Origin of the sequence: Exiguobacterium sp. PHA03, assembly GCF_041945985.1 — a bacterium.
In the GTDB taxonomy this organism is placed as follows: Bacteria; Bacillota; Bacilli; order Exiguobacteriales; family Exiguobacteriaceae; genus Exiguobacterium_A.
In genome coordinates this window covers 1,011,179-1,025,317 of the sequence record NZ_JAUTYQ010000001.1, presented here as the reverse complement: position 1 = coordinate 1,025,317, position 14,139 = coordinate 1,011,179, and the positions used below count along the sequence as shown (strand labels likewise).

19 protein-coding genes are annotated in these 14,139 nt (G+C 44.1%); 9 read left to right on the top strand and 10 right to left on the bottom strand.

The features are described from left to right. Window positions 1-47 precede the first annotated feature (47 nt). Both Q7C19_RS05580 and Q7C19_RS05575 read left to right on the top strand, forming a co-directional pair. Window positions 48-779, top strand: a complete 732-nt coding sequence (locus Q7C19_RS05580) for a DUF5694 domain-containing protein (RefSeq protein WP_375091852.1) — start codon at window positions 48-50, stop codon at window positions 777-779. Next, window positions 780-1,376, top strand: coding sequence for a hypothetical protein (locus Q7C19_RS05575; RefSeq protein WP_056061855.1), 597 nt, complete (start codon window positions 780-782; stop codon window positions 1,374-1,376). It abuts the gene before it with no gap. On the opposite strand, the gene Q7C19_RS05570 is transcribed toward Q7C19_RS05575, so the two are convergent. After that, complete coding sequence (locus Q7C19_RS05570) at window positions 1,358-2,284, bottom strand: zinc-dependent alcohol dehydrogenase (protein WP_375091851.1); 927 nt, start codon at window positions 2,282-2,284, stop codon at window positions 1,358-1,360. The two genes, Q7C19_RS05575 and Q7C19_RS05570, sit on opposite strands and share 19 nt — an antisense overlap. Window positions 2,285-2,406: 122 nt before the next feature. Here Q7C19_RS05570 and Q7C19_RS05565 point away from each other — a divergent pair, with 122 nt between their 5' ends. From Q7C19_RS05565 to Q7C19_RS05550, 4 genes are read left to right on the top strand one after another with little or no spacing between them, the layout of a single operon-like run. Beyond that, window positions 2,407-2,574 (top strand): hypothetical protein, encoded by a 168-nt coding sequence (locus Q7C19_RS05565; RefSeq protein WP_308101675.1) that lies wholly within the window; start codon window positions 2,407-2,409, stop codon window positions 2,572-2,574. Window positions 2,575-2,586: 12 nt separating this feature from the next. Beyond that, window positions 2,587-3,000 carry an RDD family protein gene (locus tag Q7C19_RS05560; protein ID WP_214854197.1) on the top strand — a complete coding sequence of 138 codons (414 nt, stop codon included), beginning with the start codon at window positions 2,587-2,589 and terminating at the stop codon, window positions 2,998-3,000. Next, window positions 2,990-3,715 (top strand): alpha/beta fold hydrolase, encoded by a 726-nt coding sequence (locus tag Q7C19_RS05555; RefSeq protein ID WP_375091850.1) that lies wholly within the window; start codon window positions 2,990-2,992, stop codon window positions 3,713-3,715. Before Q7C19_RS05560 ends, Q7C19_RS05555 begins: the two co-directional genes overlap by 11 nt. Next, on the top strand, window positions 3,687-4,145 hold the full coding sequence (locus Q7C19_RS05550) for an NUDIX hydrolase (RefSeq protein WP_056061840.1): 459 nt from the start codon (window positions 3,687-3,689) through the stop codon (window positions 4,143-4,145). Before Q7C19_RS05555 ends, Q7C19_RS05550 begins: the two co-directional genes overlap by 29 nt. A gap of 55 nt (window positions 4,146-4,200) precedes the next feature. Here Q7C19_RS05550 and Q7C19_RS05545 read toward each other — a convergent pair whose 3' ends face one another. Further along, window positions 4,201-4,950, bottom strand: a complete 750-nt coding sequence (locus Q7C19_RS05545) for an SDR family oxidoreductase (protein WP_156358985.1) — start codon at window positions 4,948-4,950, stop codon at window positions 4,201-4,203. Window positions 4,951-5,137: 187 nt separating this feature from the next. Here Q7C19_RS05545 and Q7C19_RS05540 point away from each other — a divergent pair, with 187 nt between their 5' ends. Continuing rightward, window positions 5,138-5,527, top strand: coding sequence for a thiol-disulfide oxidoreductase DCC family protein (locus Q7C19_RS05540; RefSeq protein WP_056061834.1), 390 nt, complete (start codon window positions 5,138-5,140; stop codon window positions 5,525-5,527). A 44-nt stretch (window positions 5,528-5,571) separates the two neighbouring features. On the opposite strand, the gene Q7C19_RS05535 is transcribed toward Q7C19_RS05540, so the two are convergent. The 8 genes from Q7C19_RS05535 to Q7C19_RS05500 all read right to left on the bottom strand — a co-directional run bounded on the left by Q7C19_RS05535 (window position 5,572) and on the right by Q7C19_RS05500 (window position 12,553). Next, window positions 5,572-6,684 (bottom strand): hypothetical protein, encoded by a 1,113-nt coding sequence (locus tag Q7C19_RS05535; RefSeq protein WP_375091849.1) that lies wholly within the window; start codon window positions 6,682-6,684, stop codon window positions 5,572-5,574. A gap of 74 nt (window positions 6,685-6,758) precedes the next feature. Further along, window positions 6,759-7,052: a spore coat protein gene (locus tag Q7C19_RS05530; RefSeq protein ID WP_056061829.1), complete on the bottom strand. Its 294-nt coding sequence runs from the start codon at window positions 7,050-7,052 to the stop codon at window positions 6,759-6,761. Continuing rightward, window positions 7,045-7,263, bottom strand: a complete 219-nt coding sequence (locus Q7C19_RS05525) for a hypothetical protein (RefSeq protein WP_056061826.1) — start codon at window positions 7,261-7,263, stop codon at window positions 7,045-7,047. The genes Q7C19_RS05530 and Q7C19_RS05525 overlap by 8 nt, the downstream gene beginning before the upstream one ends. Window positions 7,264-7,268: 5 nt before the next feature. Further along, the gene (locus Q7C19_RS05520; RefSeq protein ID WP_058264888.1) at window positions 7,269-8,150 is read right to left on the bottom strand and encodes a manganese catalase; all 882 of its coding nucleotides are present in this window, start codon (window positions 8,148-8,150) and stop codon (window positions 7,269-7,271) included. Between the two features lie 83 nt (window positions 8,151-8,233). Continuing rightward, the gene (locus tag Q7C19_RS05515; protein WP_375091848.1) at window positions 8,234-9,373 is read right to left on the bottom strand and encodes a M14 family metallopeptidase; all 1,140 of its coding nucleotides are present in this window, start codon (window positions 9,371-9,373) and stop codon (window positions 8,234-8,236) included. A gap of 2 nt (window positions 9,374-9,375) precedes the next feature. Continuing rightward, a complete protein-coding gene (locus tag Q7C19_RS05510) occupies window positions 9,376-9,930 on the bottom strand; it encodes a cysteine hydrolase family protein (protein WP_375091847.1) in 555 nt (184 codons plus the stop codon). A gap of 12 nt (window positions 9,931-9,942) precedes the next feature. Next, window positions 9,943-10,248 (bottom strand): hypothetical protein, encoded by a 306-nt coding sequence (locus Q7C19_RS05505; protein WP_035407545.1) that lies wholly within the window; start codon window positions 10,246-10,248, stop codon window positions 9,943-9,945. After that, complete coding sequence (locus Q7C19_RS05500; protein WP_308101670.1) at window positions 10,238-12,553, bottom strand: sensor histidine kinase; 2,316 nt, start codon at window positions 12,551-12,553, stop codon at window positions 10,238-10,240. Before Q7C19_RS05500 ends, Q7C19_RS05505 begins: the two co-directional genes overlap by 11 nt. Before the next feature lie 295 nt (window positions 12,554-12,848). Between Q7C19_RS05500 and Q7C19_RS05495 the strand changes: the two genes are divergently transcribed. Both Q7C19_RS05495 and Q7C19_RS05490 read left to right on the top strand, forming a co-directional pair. Continuing rightward, complete coding sequence (locus tag Q7C19_RS05495; RefSeq protein WP_308101669.1) at window positions 12,849-13,244, top strand: RrF2 family transcriptional regulator; 396 nt, start codon at window positions 12,849-12,851, stop codon at window positions 13,242-13,244. A 327-nt stretch (window positions 13,245-13,571) separates the two neighbouring features. Next, window positions 13,572-14,000 (top strand): hypothetical protein, encoded by a 429-nt coding sequence (locus Q7C19_RS05490; RefSeq protein WP_375091846.1) that lies wholly within the window; start codon window positions 13,572-13,574, stop codon window positions 13,998-14,000. The last annotated feature ends 139 nt before the right edge of the window (window positions 14,001-14,139 follow it).

Sequence of the window (14,139 nt, the reverse complement as noted above, 5' to 3'; positions counted from 1 at the left end):
CTTCCTTTACCAAGTATAAGGTAAAATCAGGAAAAGGAGGGAGATAGATGAAACCTCGGATTTTATTGTTGGGCATGTTCCATCTCGATCGACCGGCAAATGGTGATCTGATTCGTCCAGTAATTTTTGATGTCGCATCAGAGAGACGGCAACAGGAAGTTAAGGAAGTCGTTGTTCGATTGAACAGATTTCAACCGACTTGCATTGCTCTTGAAACGTCACCTGAACGCATAAGTGACCTGCATTATACATATGACACCTATCAACACGAGAGTGATTTAACCGCTAATGAACGGCAACAAATCGGCTTTCGCCTAGCCCGGATGGCAGGATTAGCACAGTTGCATGGAATCGATTGGAACGAAATCGTACCAGGCGTACCGGATTTAGGAATAGTCCGTTCACATCATCCGGAAGCTTTCGAGACAATCGTCACTGCTGAGATGAAGCGGACTGAACAGTTAGAGAACGCGATGGAGCAGTTATCCTTTTCCGAGTGGCTCGATCGATTGCACGCTGAAGAGACGATTGCAGCGTCCGCTAAGGTCTACGATCAAATCGAACAGCTGGAAAACGGGCGGATTTGGATCGAACGCTACTGGCATGCCCGTAATCAAAAGATTGCCGATCGTCTACTGCAACTTGCCCAGACGACCGAGCGAATCGTCTGTTTGTACGGTGCTGCGCATCTTCCGCTATTAAGACAATACTTAAATGAATCGAACCAAGTTGTAGTGATGACATGGAGCGATTGGAACAACGATAAGGAGTGTATGTAAATGCTATTTCACTACCATATTTGGACACCACATTTGGAGGAAACAGAAGCTTGGTATACAGCACGCGGGTTTCACGTTTCTCAGCGCATTGGGAAGAAAAATGGAGAATTTTCTTCGTTTAATCCACCTCTGACATGGAACGATTTTCGAACGGATAAGATTGTGTTTCGGATCATTGAAATGAAACGCGGGGCAGTGAACGTGACTATCGGGTACGGGAAGGTCATTCGCTTCGACCACATCGGATTTTTGATTCAATCAGATGACTTGCAAATGATCCTTGACCGTGCAGAAACACTTTCGTTTACAGTCCAACCGAATGAGCGTCGGACGTTTTTGCAGACACCATACGGATTACGGATTGAACTGCAAATCCATGAAGATGCGATTGCGGATACTGATGGAACGACACTTGAGCGTCTGATCCTAGCGACGCCGCTCGAAGGATTAGAGGCGGATTTAGCGAAACTGTTCGATCAACCGGTTCCGCAAATCCAAACCGTCCGCGGGGAGAAGACCGTCTTGCAAGAAGCAGTCTTTTCCGACGTATCGCTAGCAGGCACGGATCCGAACGGTGTTCAGCTCGTCTGCTCATAATCAACGAAGACTTTGATCGGGAGATCGGTCGATGCCATTAAGGCAGCGAAGCAGTTGGCGAGCTCCGAAAACGAAGTTTCCTGTTCGAACAAAGCAGGTAATGTCGCGTGACGATCGTTGGAAAAAAGCCAGTCTGCGTGCTGCCGGTAGTTCCAACCGTCACTCGATGCAATGATCTGAAATTCCTTTGTGTGAAACGCGGGCGTCAACGTCAAAGATTCACGGTTGCCGTCCGATAAGACGCAGATTGCACCATGAGGACGGACAGCGGATTGAAGTTCGGCAAAGGCCGCTTGACGTCCGGAACATTCGATGGCGGCGTCATACGTATCTGAATCCGGCGTGACGATGTGTGCGCCTAATTGACGTGCTAATTCAGCTCGGGAGGCGAGCGGCTCGATGATATCTATCTGGCGAACGTTAACGTAATGCCGTAAGTAATGTACCGTCAACAAACCGATCGTACCCATTCCAGAAACTAAGACTCTTGTATCGGGCGTCAATGTCAGTTTTCGGACGCCTTTTGCCGCGTCACAAGATAGAATCAGTAGCAAGGCTTCACGTGGTGAGACATAAGCAGGAACCAAAATGACCTTCGACTCAGGTACGACCGCTTGATCTTGAGGACCATAGAAGCCGACGACCCGATCTCCGGGCTTGACGATTTGGACGGCGTCACCAACTGCAAGCACTTCGCCATAACTTTCATATCCGGTCTCGAGCGGATAGTCATAGCTGGTTTCGGTCATGTCTTGTTCCAGCCATTGGGGAAGTTCGGCACCGATACTAATGGCACCGGCTAGAGTGCGGACGTAGACGTCATGGATGCCGAGCGGCGGTAGTTCCCGAACAAGATAACCAGGTGTCTTCGACTCCACAAGACAGCAAATCGTTGTAGTGTTCAACATGTAAACCTCATTTCATTGTTGGATTGATGACATATGGATCAAGCATATACCACTTTACTTGTAAAATATAACAATTCGAAACCAGAAATGAGGTAGAATAAGTAAGGGAAGGGGGAGGTCGAATGGAACCATTATTGATTTTGGCATTGCTCGTGTTCGCATTCTTGACGTATCGGTATAGTAAAATCCTCGTCCGAAAAGATATCTCTACCGCAAACAAACGACTCGCGATCGTCTTTTATTTGATTGCTGTCAGTGCACTCGGCGCTGTCGTCTATTTTAACGTATAAGGAGGATCATCCATGCACTCAACAACAAAACGACGAATCGGTGCGTATATCATCAACCAGGCTGTCTATCTCGGACTTTCCGTCGTCATCGAAAAAACGGTATTACGACGTGTGAAGTCAGAAGTCGTTCACGCCGTCGTGACACAACCGACGATCAGTTTTCTAGGAGAAGTCGCGCAATTAAAACTGTTGAATGGAAAAACGGTTGGTGGTCAGATCTGTGGCATACAGGTCGAGAGCGAGAACGGATTGCCGTTGACGACGAAACAAATCGTCCGTCGAACAGTTTATCGCGATACGGTCTCGTTGTTTAAGATTCGACCGTACTGGAAACCATTTCTCGAGAACGGACAACGATTACCGGAAGATGACTTTGCGAGGACGATCGTCCGCTTGAACCAGGAGAAGCTAAAAAATGAAGCTTGATTTTCATGTCCATAGCGTCCGCTCCTCTCACCCAACAGGAGCCATTCTACTCTACCATGGTTGGGGCGGTACGGCTGTTTCTTATCTAGAGTTTGCACGACAGTTATCTGAAGAAGGGTTCGATGTCTTTATCCCGGAACTTATTCGACACGATCAACGTGAACCGTTTGATCATCCGTTTGATCTAGAAGTATCGACGACCTATTTTTGGACGGTCGTTGAACAATCGATCAAGGAAGCGACAGCTATCATCGAACAATCAGGCTGGCATGTTTCAGATGTGATCGCGATCGGCGTCTCGATGGGTGGGTTCATTGCCCACGGAATCATGGCGCGTTTGCCGATTAAAGCGCTCGTTGCGATCAATGGGGGCGGTGCCTTTCTTGAAGCGGAGCATCAATTCCGCACGCGCGACGGACGACCTGCTATCAAAGAAACAGATGTACCATGGAAGATCGATCCGATCGATGTGATGGATGAGCGTCCGCGTTTGCTCCTGCACGGGGATGCTGATGACATTATTCCACTATCAATCCAGCAGTACTATCACGTAACAGCAGTTCAAGCAGGTATGACGCAAACGACTGAATTATGTGTTTTTCCGGGTGTGAATCATACTGTGACGGAGGCGATGATCGAACAACTGATTGTCTGGGTGAAGCAAGTCAAACTTCAAGGGGCGACAGATGGACTATATACGTTTTCTCCGCAGTAAGGTCGGTCAGGAAAAAGTGATGTTGAACTTTGCAGGTGGCATCGTCTTCGACGAAGAGGGACGCATTCTTCTACAAAAACGGCGGGAGCAACAAGCGTGGGGCTTTCCCGGCGGCGCACTGGAACTCGGAGAGTCGATTGTCGAAGCAGCCAAGCGTGAGATTTTCGAAGAGACCGGAATTCATGTCGCGATTGAACGTTTGAGTGGTGTTTATTCGCAGTACGAAGAGATTTATCCGAATGGGGATGTCGCCCAACCAATCGTTCATTTTTTTGTTTGCCAAGTCAATGGAGGACAGTTAACGATCGACTCCAATGAATCATTGGACATTGCCTTTTTTGAAAGAGACCAGATGCCAGAACTCTATAGCGACTTGCATCAAGTCGCCTGGAACGATTTTTTGACGGAAATGGGTCCGGTCTTTCGATAATGAAAAACATCCTTCTGATTTTGACGTCAGAGGGATGTTTTTGCATGCTACACGTTTAGCGTTCGAATCCGCCTTCGGAATGAATGACTTGTCCGGTCACCCAGCCACCGTCTGGACTAACGAGGAATTGAATCAATCGTGCAACGTCTTCCGGCGCACCGATTCGCCCAAATGGAAAACTAGGTTTAAGCGCTGTCCGTGTTGCTTCATCCATCCAAGTCGAGTCAGTCGGACCCGGATTGATGGCATTAACGGTGATACCAAGCGGTGCTACGGCTGCCGCATACGTTTTCGTAAATGTTGACAATGCACCTTTCGTCGTAGCGTACGCAATCTCGTCAGGCATTGGACCGAGATCTTGTCCGGACGTCAATTGGATGATACGACCGGAAGTTAGATGTGCTTCAGCAAATCGCTTTGTAAAACGTGTCGCGAGTAATAGCGGTGCCCGGAGATTAACGGCATAGTGTTGGTCGAGGCTTGCTGCATCGAGCGTTTGCCAATCTGTCATTGTCGAATGAGCAGCGTTATTGATCAGGATGCTTGGTGCTCCAACATCTTCTATGCGTGCGAATAACTCGTCAGCAGCATCTGATTGACTTAAATCAAGTTCAATCGCAAGGACTCGGGCACCTTGATTTTCGAGTTCGGTTGTAAAACTAGCCGCCCAATCCGCTGTTGCTTTAAAATAAGTAAAGACCAGGTCATGTCCGGAAGAGACAAGTTGGCGGCAGATTGCAGCTCCGATGTCGCGTGTCTGACTGGCACCGGTCACGATGGCAATCGATCGTTTTGTCATATATATGCTCCTTTAAGTAGATGGATTTGTAAAAACCAAATGTTTACAGAATCAGTATAACGGAATGAAGAGAAGAAGAGAAAGCGTTATCATGATTTAACATACTAAATAATTGCATGTTTATACCCAAAGTGTGGTAAAGGAAAAGTGTACAAAATCATTCGTTAAACAGGTAGGGAAGGGTGAATCAATCATGAAAGCAATCGTCTTATTCGATGGAGAATGCAATCTCTGTGACGCGAGCGTCCAGTTCATCTTAAAACGAGACCAGGGGTACCATGATTTTGCATCGTTACAAGGGGAGACAGGGCAAGAACTCGTAAAGCGCCACCATCTCCCGGAAACGATTGACAGTGTCGTCGTAATTGACCGGGGTGTACCGTATATCAAATCGGATGCTGCGTTACGGATTGCCGGTCATTTAGGAGGTGGATGGCGTCTGTTGAGAGTGCTTCGCATTGTTCCACGTTCACTCCGGGATCGCATCTATGATTTCGTTGCAAACAATCGTCATCGTTGGTTTGGACAAAAGCAGCAGTGTGCACTGCCGTCTCCGGAGACACGTGCTCGATTTCACGACTAAATATGAAAAACCGCGACGAATCGGTCGCGGTTTTCTTCTGTTCATTAGTTGGTCACATGCAACCAGTGACAACTTGGCAACGGGTTGCCGAGGAAACTTAAACCTAAATCATGGGCTTGGTGGATTGTTTCAAAACAATCGTCTCCTTCATCCAGATATACTTCATGGTGCGGTGATTGGAGATGTGTTCCTGCGATACGCCAAAGATTTGAATGATGCGCTACCTTGATTTCGTAGTCGATATTAGGTGAGACGACGAGCGGATTGCCGACAGAGTGGTGGAGCGTATATCGTGCTTTTGATTGATCTGATAAATAGACCCGTTGAGTCGACGCTACATCTTCTCGATATAACTGATGACGAGCATCAAAAGATCGGGTAGGGTTTGCTTGTTTTGATAGTTGATGAGTGGTTTCACCATCAAATGTCAGGACTTCTGTAAAGGTGCGATACTCTTTTGAAAAAGGCGAATATTGTCGCGCATCGCCTTCGAAATAACGATGCGGAGAAAACGGATTCGGGTTCATGAGAATCGGAGGAGCAATGAACGTCAGTACACGCAATCGGTAAGAAGAAACCTTCGTATGTGAAGCGGATAGCGGGTACAAAGAAAAATAGAGCACGAACTGTTCGAATTCTCGTTCCCGGTCTTGTTCCTGTTTTATCTGATTCGTAACGCGGGCGAACGTCTCAATCATCCGTGCGAACGGCATCGATTTTCTGGAAATAGGACGGAGCACCCGGATTTCGAAACGTGTAAATTGTTCAGGGTTAATCGTTCCTTGCCATTCAGGTGACGCAGTTTGACCTAATCGATGCCCATCTTGAAATACCGTATAATGCGATACCTCTGGGATTTCACCCCACAACAGTCGGACAGCATGATCTTGTTGGATCAGGACAGTCATTTTTCGGTTCCAGAACAAATCATCTGTACTTGAAACAAGAGCGGTGACGATACGTGTCTTCGAATCTGAATCGATCAGTTCGAATGACAAAGGCTCAAATAAAGGAAGTGTCTCCGTTTGATAGCTATTCGAGTTCTGAATGAAACACGGTCTACCATTCAATAAGAGACGGACGTTACTTGTCCCTTCCCAGTTGAGACAAACAGTTTCTCCACTTTGTTTGATTTGAATATGATTGATGTCAATCATGAGACTGATCGCTCCTTACACGAATTCTGAAAGAAAACCCCTTCCACTTCAAAATCAGAAGGGAAGGGGGAACGTCATAGTAAGCCTTTAGCGACTTCTAGTTTTTCTTGATCGTGTTTTAATTGTTTTTTCAAGTCATGCGCGTGATACATCTCATGATCGATCATGTATCCGGCGATTGCTGCGTGAGTCTGAATGGCTTTGTTCAACTGTTCAGTCAAGACTTTTCGAACGTCAGGAGAAGCTGTTTCCGTAATTGCAACAGCATAAGCGCGGACAAGTGATTTGCTGCTGATCAAGAAGTCTGTCGCAATCAACTCGTCGCGTTTTTTACTGGGACGGCTAATGGATTGAAGAGCTTCATTCATGCAAACCGCCTCCTTCATGATCTGCCAATAGCTTTTGTAAATCGTTTAATGCTTGTTCGCTATCTTTGATGTCTTGAGCAATCAATTTTTCAAGCGTCTCATCTTTGACGAAAGAACGTACGGCAACAGCTTTAACGAGACAGGCTTGTTTCATCGTCATGATTTCATGGATTTCGAGTGTTTCATGGATTGCAAGTGGTGATTTAGCCATCGATCTCACTCCTTATCATGTAACATACGTTTGACAGTATCTTTGACGTTTTGCATTCCTGTTTTTTCTGCTAGGTCGTGGTGAAGTTTGTGTGCCGGTACCTTCATGTTCGGAATATTTCCTTGCGGTGCAGGATTTTCTAGATGAACGAATTCACCGGTTCCATCCTGCGCTTCCCCTTGAGCCCAGCGACCTTCTTTTGAAGCTGTGCCTTCCGATAGGTCCCAGAACTCATAAGCATGCGGTTGCGCTTCCATCTCATCTTCCGGTGCGAAAGTAGCAGGCACGACAACTCCGTTTTTCGTCTCCAGTTCTTCGATCGCAGCCATCCATTGATACTGGTGATATCGGTCGCGAGCGAGCATCTTACGGAAGGTAGCGCGAACGCCTTCATCCGTCGTCATATGATAGAGGCGAGCGACCTGAAGACGACCCTGTGATTCAGCATGTAGATTCGAACGCATGTCTGCCAATAAGTTACCGCTCGCGACGATATAAGATCCGTTCCACGGAATGCCGTTGGCGTTCGATGGCAGTCCACCGAGACCGCTGACAAGAAGATGCTGTGGATTCATCCCCCCGAGAATTGCTGCCGTCGCTGGATCTTTGGCAGCTTCTGCCTGATCATCCGGTGACGCCCCGTCGAGCAATTGAGAAATGAGGGAACACAGCATTTCAACGTGCCCGATTTCTTCCGTCCCGATATCCATCAGCATATCCTTGTACTTTTCTTCACCACGGCAATTGAAGCCTTGGAAAAGATATTGCATCATGACCGTCATCTCACCGAATTGTCCACCGAGTACCTCTTGCACGGCCCGAGCAAGCTTTGGATCGGGTCGATCAACCTTGACTTCGAATTGTAATTCTTTTTGATGGCGAAACATGAAAAGACCCCCTTTAAGTTTTAAACATATGCGAGTTACACATGTTATATACCTTAATCAGTTTCTTTCAAACCTGTTTTACCTTATTTTTCGATAGGTTGAAGTGAACGTTTAATCAAAGAATGACTTTTTGGATCATTGATCCATTCAGTGATGTTGTTAAAGATGAAGGATGTCTCGTTCAAGATGGACCGTCGCCACTGTTTATTTTTAGGGATGTAAAGTGTGTCGAATCGCTCTCTAATCCGTCGAGGGGCAACTGCTTGATTGAAAAAGAGACGATTTTCATCGATCGTTGCTTTTAACGTTCGGAGTAGGGCAAAAGGATGCTTTCCAAGCGTTCCACATTCTACGGTTAAACCTAAAAAACCGATGTGCCGCTTTTTTGTTTCTTCATACAGATAATTTAACCATTCTCCTTCGATTGCATAAAACTGTTGATCTCGTGGTTGATCGACGATCGGATAACGTGTGTATGCTTCTACCTCCTTAGCGTGTCGTGGATCTTCCGATGACATGACGAGTTGGACTTGACCCGCTGGTCCATAACCCGTATGGCAGTCGAGCATCACAACATGTTGGTAAGCAGATAGTGTATCGACGAGCCGACTTAACACATCGGAGAAGTAAGCGTCTTGCGTATGTCCGCCATAATAGAATCCGGTCGGATGCTTGAATTGTCCAAGTGTCGCAGCCTTTAAAAAAGCGTGTGGACCTAGACGAAGCAAGTCGTATAAGACATGCAGTGTAAACGGTATATAATCCAGACGCCGTCCTGAACCTGACCGTTTTATAAACAAAGATTGCAACTCATCAAAACCCGGATTGCGTAAATCTGCCTTTGAAAAATCGTGAATCGCGTTTCGATTTAAATTGAGGTTATGCTGTGTTTCTTTTCGATGATGTTTCATCCCATATGCATTAATACCATGGATCAGCAAAATATCGACTTCTCCCGTATTTACCTGTTTCATATGGTCTGATAAAAACTGGAGCTGCATGGCACTCCCTGCGTACCCTTCGATTCCATGTAATCCACTGGTTAAGATCAGTAATGTTGAATTATTACCGGACTGGCCGTGCCACCAATCGGAATAGAGTGACGCTTGTTGTTCCAGTGAATCATGCGTTAGCTTCGGATAATGCTGAGAAAGAATGCATTGTGCAGTCTCATTGAAACGTTCGCGTGCTGATTCATACGTTCCAGAAAAATAATGAAGCATGGTTATTCCTCCTTATTCATCAAGCATGAACTCGAGGAGCAATCCAGTGATAATGTCGAACTGAGAATTTCTAAGGCATGATCTTTTGCGACAGCGGTTTCTGCTGCCGTACAGTCTGCAGGGACATGAATGGCATATTCCCGCATATAGGCGTCATTTGCTGTAAATAAGATACACATGTCGGTCGTTAGACCGGTGATGATAAGACGCGAGACATCCAAATGCTTCAATAAAATATCGAGCTGAGTACCGAAAAAACCTGAGTGCTTGGGCTTGATGATGAAGTAATCATCCTCTTCTGGATGGAGTGCTTCGATGAGTACATCCCCAAGACCTCCGCGGCACTCATCAATGATTTGATTGACATTTTCCTGCCACAGACCAAAATTGTCATTGACGTAAATCACGGGAATATTTTGACGTTTATAATGTTGTTTTAATTTTGTGAGTGGTGAGAGGATAGGGAGCGTTTGTTGCATTAACTGCTCAGCTCCTTCAAAATCCATCTTATTAATGACGTCAATGATCAACAATGCTGTATTTTCTTGAACAGTCATGGTGGACTCCTCTCATAAAAAAGTAATCAAATAATGATAAGGCGAATAGAGTTGGGCTTTAGAGATAAAAATCTCGGAAGGGGAGGCTGATTCACGGGCTCCCCGGACATCAATTAAACAGCGATAAATAAGTGATTCCAATTCAGCGATGAAATCAGAGTATTGATACAAAGCATCATTCAATCTTCTTTTGCGGTGATCCTCCATCAAGACGATGCAGGGGTTGGTTTCTTTCAGTGCCATTGCACTGAAGACAGTTTTATGCTGTTTAAAATCTTGATTTAAACAGTGAACGATTTGATTTAAATCAGCTTCCACGTTCTTCACTTCCTAGTTGTAGATTATTCATACTGTTATTGTACATGTTATTGGTTGTGTTCCACTCTTCATCACGAGGTAAACGGATAAAAAAGTCAGATCCTTTTCCGATTTCTGAATGAACGGTGATTCTCCCACCATGCGCTTCGATGATTTCCTTACAAATCGGTAAACCGAGACCTGTTCCTTGAACTTGGAGGTGGTCTGCTTGTTCGACACGGTAATACGGATCAAAGAGGTAGGGAAGATCTTGTTTTGGGATACCATATCCGTCGTCGCTAATGGTGATGACGATTTCAGCTTCACAGCACGCTAACGAGATTTGGATATTTGAATCAACGGGAGAGTATTTTATCGCATTATTTAAGATGTTTAATAAGACCCTCCGGATTTTTTCTTGGTCAGCCGTAATCAGGCAAGGACCGTCAGTTTGGATTTGTAAATGATGCGTCGATGTCGCAACGTTCAACCACTCTGTTAACTCGATGAGCATATGTTCGATGCAAAATGATTCTAACTGATAGGATTCTTTTTGATGACTAAGTCGCTGATAATCTAGGAATTCGGTTAACAGTTGACTGAGTCGCTGTGTCTCACTCCGCATGGTTTCTAAATATTTTCGCTGTTTTGAAGGAGATAACGACCGGTGTAACATTAATTCACTGAACCCTTCGATGGATGCAAGTGGCGTTCGAAGCTCATGTGATAAAACCGAAATGAAGTTTTGCTCCTTTTTAGCATGGTTGACTTCAACTGTGCGTTCACGAAAAACAAATAGAATACCTTGACGTTCGGGTAAAAATTCTGTGTAAAGTCGTAAATGACGATCGTCTGGCATTGAAAAATCCTGAGCTGGAATAACTGATGCGTGGTCAAAGCCTGCTTTGATTTGTTCGACATATGCATATAACGCCTCTGTTTCGAGAATCAACGGTTCGAAGGCTTCGATGACGAATGCTAAGTTTTCAGATTGGTTTTCAGAAGGTGACCAGTTCGGAAATAATTGATGAAACACGCGATTCGTAAAGATATTCGTATTCGTCACATCGACGAATAAGATAGCTTCTCGTAAACCATTTAAAATGCGCTGAATCAATTGATGGTGTTCTTTTATACGGATGTCATCAAGCAATCGCATCAACCCGATATTTAATAAATGAGTCGTTTTCTGAAGTGCGACAGTCTCAGTAAAACGATGATGAAATTGTAACGTCAATGAACCAATGAATTTTGACGGACTGTGTAAAGGGAGAGCACATAACGTCAACTGCTCCTTCTCGATTAGATGGATGGATGTATCTAGCTCGGTCTTCGCTTCTAACTCCAACCGTTCTTTGTCATAAATTGGTTCGTCTGATAGTGCGATATGGACAGGTTCAAAATTCTCCGACTGCGGTGAAAAATAGATATGAGCCGCCCGAAAATGACTACCGATTACTTGTAGCCAGGTGTGAAGACCTGAAGTAGATTGATGACGCAAAATTTGAGTGGCTAACTGATTTTGAAATTGAAGTTGTCGCTCGATTGTTTTTTGTTGGTATAAAGACTCTTGAAGTTGTAAATTAGCAACTTGTGTTTGCTGGTGTTCAAATGCGAGCAACGTCGTCATTTGTTGCATCGATCGCCCAAGTGTACCAATCTCATCGTAACGGTTCTGAAAATCATTCTGTTCCAATCGATCAGGCTGTTTCGTTTGATCGACGAGATCGAGTAAATCTGTTCGAAAAGACCGCACAAGTCTTAAAATCAAGTAACTGAGAAGACAAAAAGCGATGATCATCACACCAAAGGCGTAGCGTAATACTTCAGCGGTTCTTTGTTGTAGCGACTGCTGTGCGTTTTTCTCTTCATTATGAATCATTCGAAAGTAGTCGTTAACGACGAAGTCAGACTGCTGAACCAGCTTTTGATTATCCGTAGGTATTTGCAAAGTGACTTCCTGTTCCAAAAATCTTGAAAATTGAACGAGTTGATGCGAAAATCGGTCGTCTGATGGATCTGAATAACGTTGACTGAACGATTCAACGTTTTTTTGTAAACGTTTCAATCTTTTATTGACCTGCTTAAGATCATCTTGATCATTAAAATCGATTTGTTGGACTTGGAGATTGACTTGTTGTGCTTCATTCCAAAGCGTGCGAGCTTGCGTTTTTTGTAATGTAATCTTCTGTGATGAAGTTCGGTGTTGCTCTAGCTCTTTTTGAGCGAAGTAAAATGTCAAGACGCCGATGCTTGCAAAAATTAAGAAGTTTGAAAACAATAAAATATAAAACCGGTGGAACATACTTGATGAGAGCCACTTCATGACTAAACCTCTTTCTAACAAATATATAAACAAACTTGAAACGTACATGTTTAAAAGAATCTTATCATAGACATTGAATAGTCTGAATGATTTACTTCATCGAATTAAAATATCATTTTACTTTTTCCGAGAAATCCCTAGATTTTGACACTTCATATCCTTTAAGATAAAAGATATACATATGTGCAAAATCACTATGAACGACACTTTAAGCCATACTATTGATTGTGAAAATGAGTGAGCTTCTGTACTATGTCTATATAAAGGAAAGAAAAAGAAGGTGAAATGGATGAAGATGACTCGCTCTACGGACTATGCCATTCGTGTGCTTATTTTCGCAGCGTCGCATCCGACTCGACTCGTACAAATTCAAGAAGTGGCAAACCATTATGATATTTCTAAAAATCATTTGATGAAGATTGTCCATTCATTGAGCAGGTTTGGTCTCATCATTTCCGTACAAGGTCGTAATGGAGGTTTCAAATTAGCAAAATCCCCAGAAACGATTACGTTAGGAGAAATCGTTCATTTATTTGAAGAAGTATCCTATCTTGAAAATGTGACAGTTCCAAATAAAAATGGTAGTTTGCAAAACACACGACAAGCGTTCGATCAAGCATTCACGTCCTTTACGGATGCGCTGCAGGCATACACGTTACAAGATTTAATCGCGCCAACGATGAATGACTGATGTAAGAGTCAGAGAGGGATAGATGATCTCTGACTCTTCATCCGTGTACATAATTCAGTCATATAGTTTTTTATCAAATGAGTATGTTAATTATGATTAAAACTAGTATCTTTTATGTTACTATAAACAAGATTCGGAGGCTATTCGAATCTTAGTTTTGAAACATAAACATGTACACTTTGTACTTGTTTTTGTGGTATAACTTTACAGAAGGGAGGTTTTTTCCCCAATTCACCTGCTTGATTTCATACAGGACTCTTACTGTCCATTCACATAAAGGATTAAAGGCATTCGTCCGTTGATCCATGCAAAAGGGAGGGTTTCGGTATGTCCGAAATGACCATCGAAATGTTCGTTCACTTCGTTCAACATTTAGTGCATTCTCCACGATTCATCGTCCAGCGTCAGCATGAACATGAGAACGCCTACATGTTTGAAATTCGAGAGTTGAATCTATCGCGAGTCTCAAAAGCCGTATTGCTTCATAAGACAGTTGATCTTCTCCAGGAAAAGACGTCAGAAGATACACGCGAAACGTTGACGAATGAACTGGTCACTCTATCACAAAAGACATTAATGAAGTCAGATACGATTGCTACACTTAAAGTGGAGTCAACAATAGACGGCTCATTGCATCTTACATTTTCAGAAGACAAAAAGATCTGGTTTTCTGGAAATCTTGATACAGAAGAAGCGATCAATCGATTCACAGAACATTTTCAAAGCGTCATAAATGACGATCGAACGTCTTATTAAATAAAGCAGGTCGAGCCACATCAGTGGTTCGACCTGCTTTTGTCTTACCCTGTGCAGAGCATCAAGACGTTGCCTTAGGAATAAAGTAAGCCAGCGCGCAATGAGAGGAGGCGAAATCGGTATAATAATCTCATTCTTC

What these genes read in the sequence shown, in the direction of transcription:
- Q7C19_RS05580 (WP_375091852.1), top strand. Translation starts at nt 48, where the DNA reads ATGAAACCTCGGATTTTATTGTTGGGCATGTTCCATCTCGATCGACCG.
- Q7C19_RS05575 (WP_056061855.1), top strand. Translation starts at nt 780, where the DNA reads ATGCTATTTCACTACCATATTTGGACACCACATTTGGAGGAAACAGAA.
- Q7C19_RS05570 (WP_375091851.1), bottom strand. Translation starts at nt 2,284, where the DNA reads ATGTTGAACACTACAACGATTTGCTGTCTTGTGGAGTCGAAGACACCT.
- Q7C19_RS05565 (WP_308101675.1), top strand. Translation starts at nt 2,407, where the DNA reads ATGGAACCATTATTGATTTTGGCATTGCTCGTGTTCGCATTCTTGACG.
- Q7C19_RS05560 (WP_214854197.1), top strand. Translation starts at nt 2,587, where the DNA reads ATGCACTCAACAACAAAACGACGAATCGGTGCGTATATCATCAACCAG.
- Q7C19_RS05555 (WP_375091850.1), top strand. Translation starts at nt 2,990, where the DNA reads ATGAAGCTTGATTTTCATGTCCATAGCGTCCGCTCCTCTCACCCAACA.
- Q7C19_RS05550 (WP_056061840.1), top strand. Translation starts at nt 3,687, where the DNA reads ATGGACTATATACGTTTTCTCCGCAGTAAGGTCGGTCAGGAAAAAGTG.
- Q7C19_RS05540 (WP_056061834.1), top strand. Translation starts at nt 5,138, where the DNA reads ATGAAAGCAATCGTCTTATTCGATGGAGAATGCAATCTCTGTGACGCG.
- Q7C19_RS05535 (WP_375091849.1), bottom strand. Translation starts at nt 6,684, where the DNA reads ATGATTGACATCAATCATATTCAAATCAAACAAAGTGGAGAAACTGTT.
- Q7C19_RS05530 (WP_056061829.1), bottom strand. Translation starts at nt 7,052, where the DNA reads ATGAATGAAGCTCTTCAATCCATTAGCCGTCCCAGTAAAAAACGCGAC.
- Q7C19_RS05525 (WP_056061826.1), bottom strand. Translation starts at nt 7,263, where the DNA reads ATGGCTAAATCACCACTTGCAATCCATGAAACACTCGAAATCCATGAA.
- Q7C19_RS05520 (WP_058264888.1), bottom strand. Translation starts at nt 8,150, where the DNA reads ATGTTTCGCCATCAAAAAGAATTACAATTCGAAGTCAAGGTTGATCGA.
- Q7C19_RS05515 (WP_375091848.1), bottom strand. Translation starts at nt 9,373, where the DNA reads ATGCTTCATTATTTTTCTGGAACGTATGAATCAGCACGCGAACGTTTC.
- Q7C19_RS05510 (WP_375091847.1), bottom strand. Translation starts at nt 9,930, where the DNA reads ATGACTGTTCAAGAAAATACAGCATTGTTGATCATTGACGTCATTAAT.
- Q7C19_RS05500 (WP_308101670.1), bottom strand. Translation starts at nt 12,553, where the DNA reads ATGAAGTGGCTCTCATCAAGTATGTTCCACCGGTTTTATATTTTATTG.
- Q7C19_RS05495 (WP_308101669.1), top strand. Translation starts at nt 12,849, where the DNA reads ATGACTCGCTCTACGGACTATGCCATTCGTGTGCTTATTTTCGCAGCG.
- Q7C19_RS05490 (WP_375091846.1), top strand. Translation starts at nt 13,572, where the DNA reads ATGTCCGAAATGACCATCGAAATGTTCGTTCACTTCGTTCAACATTTA.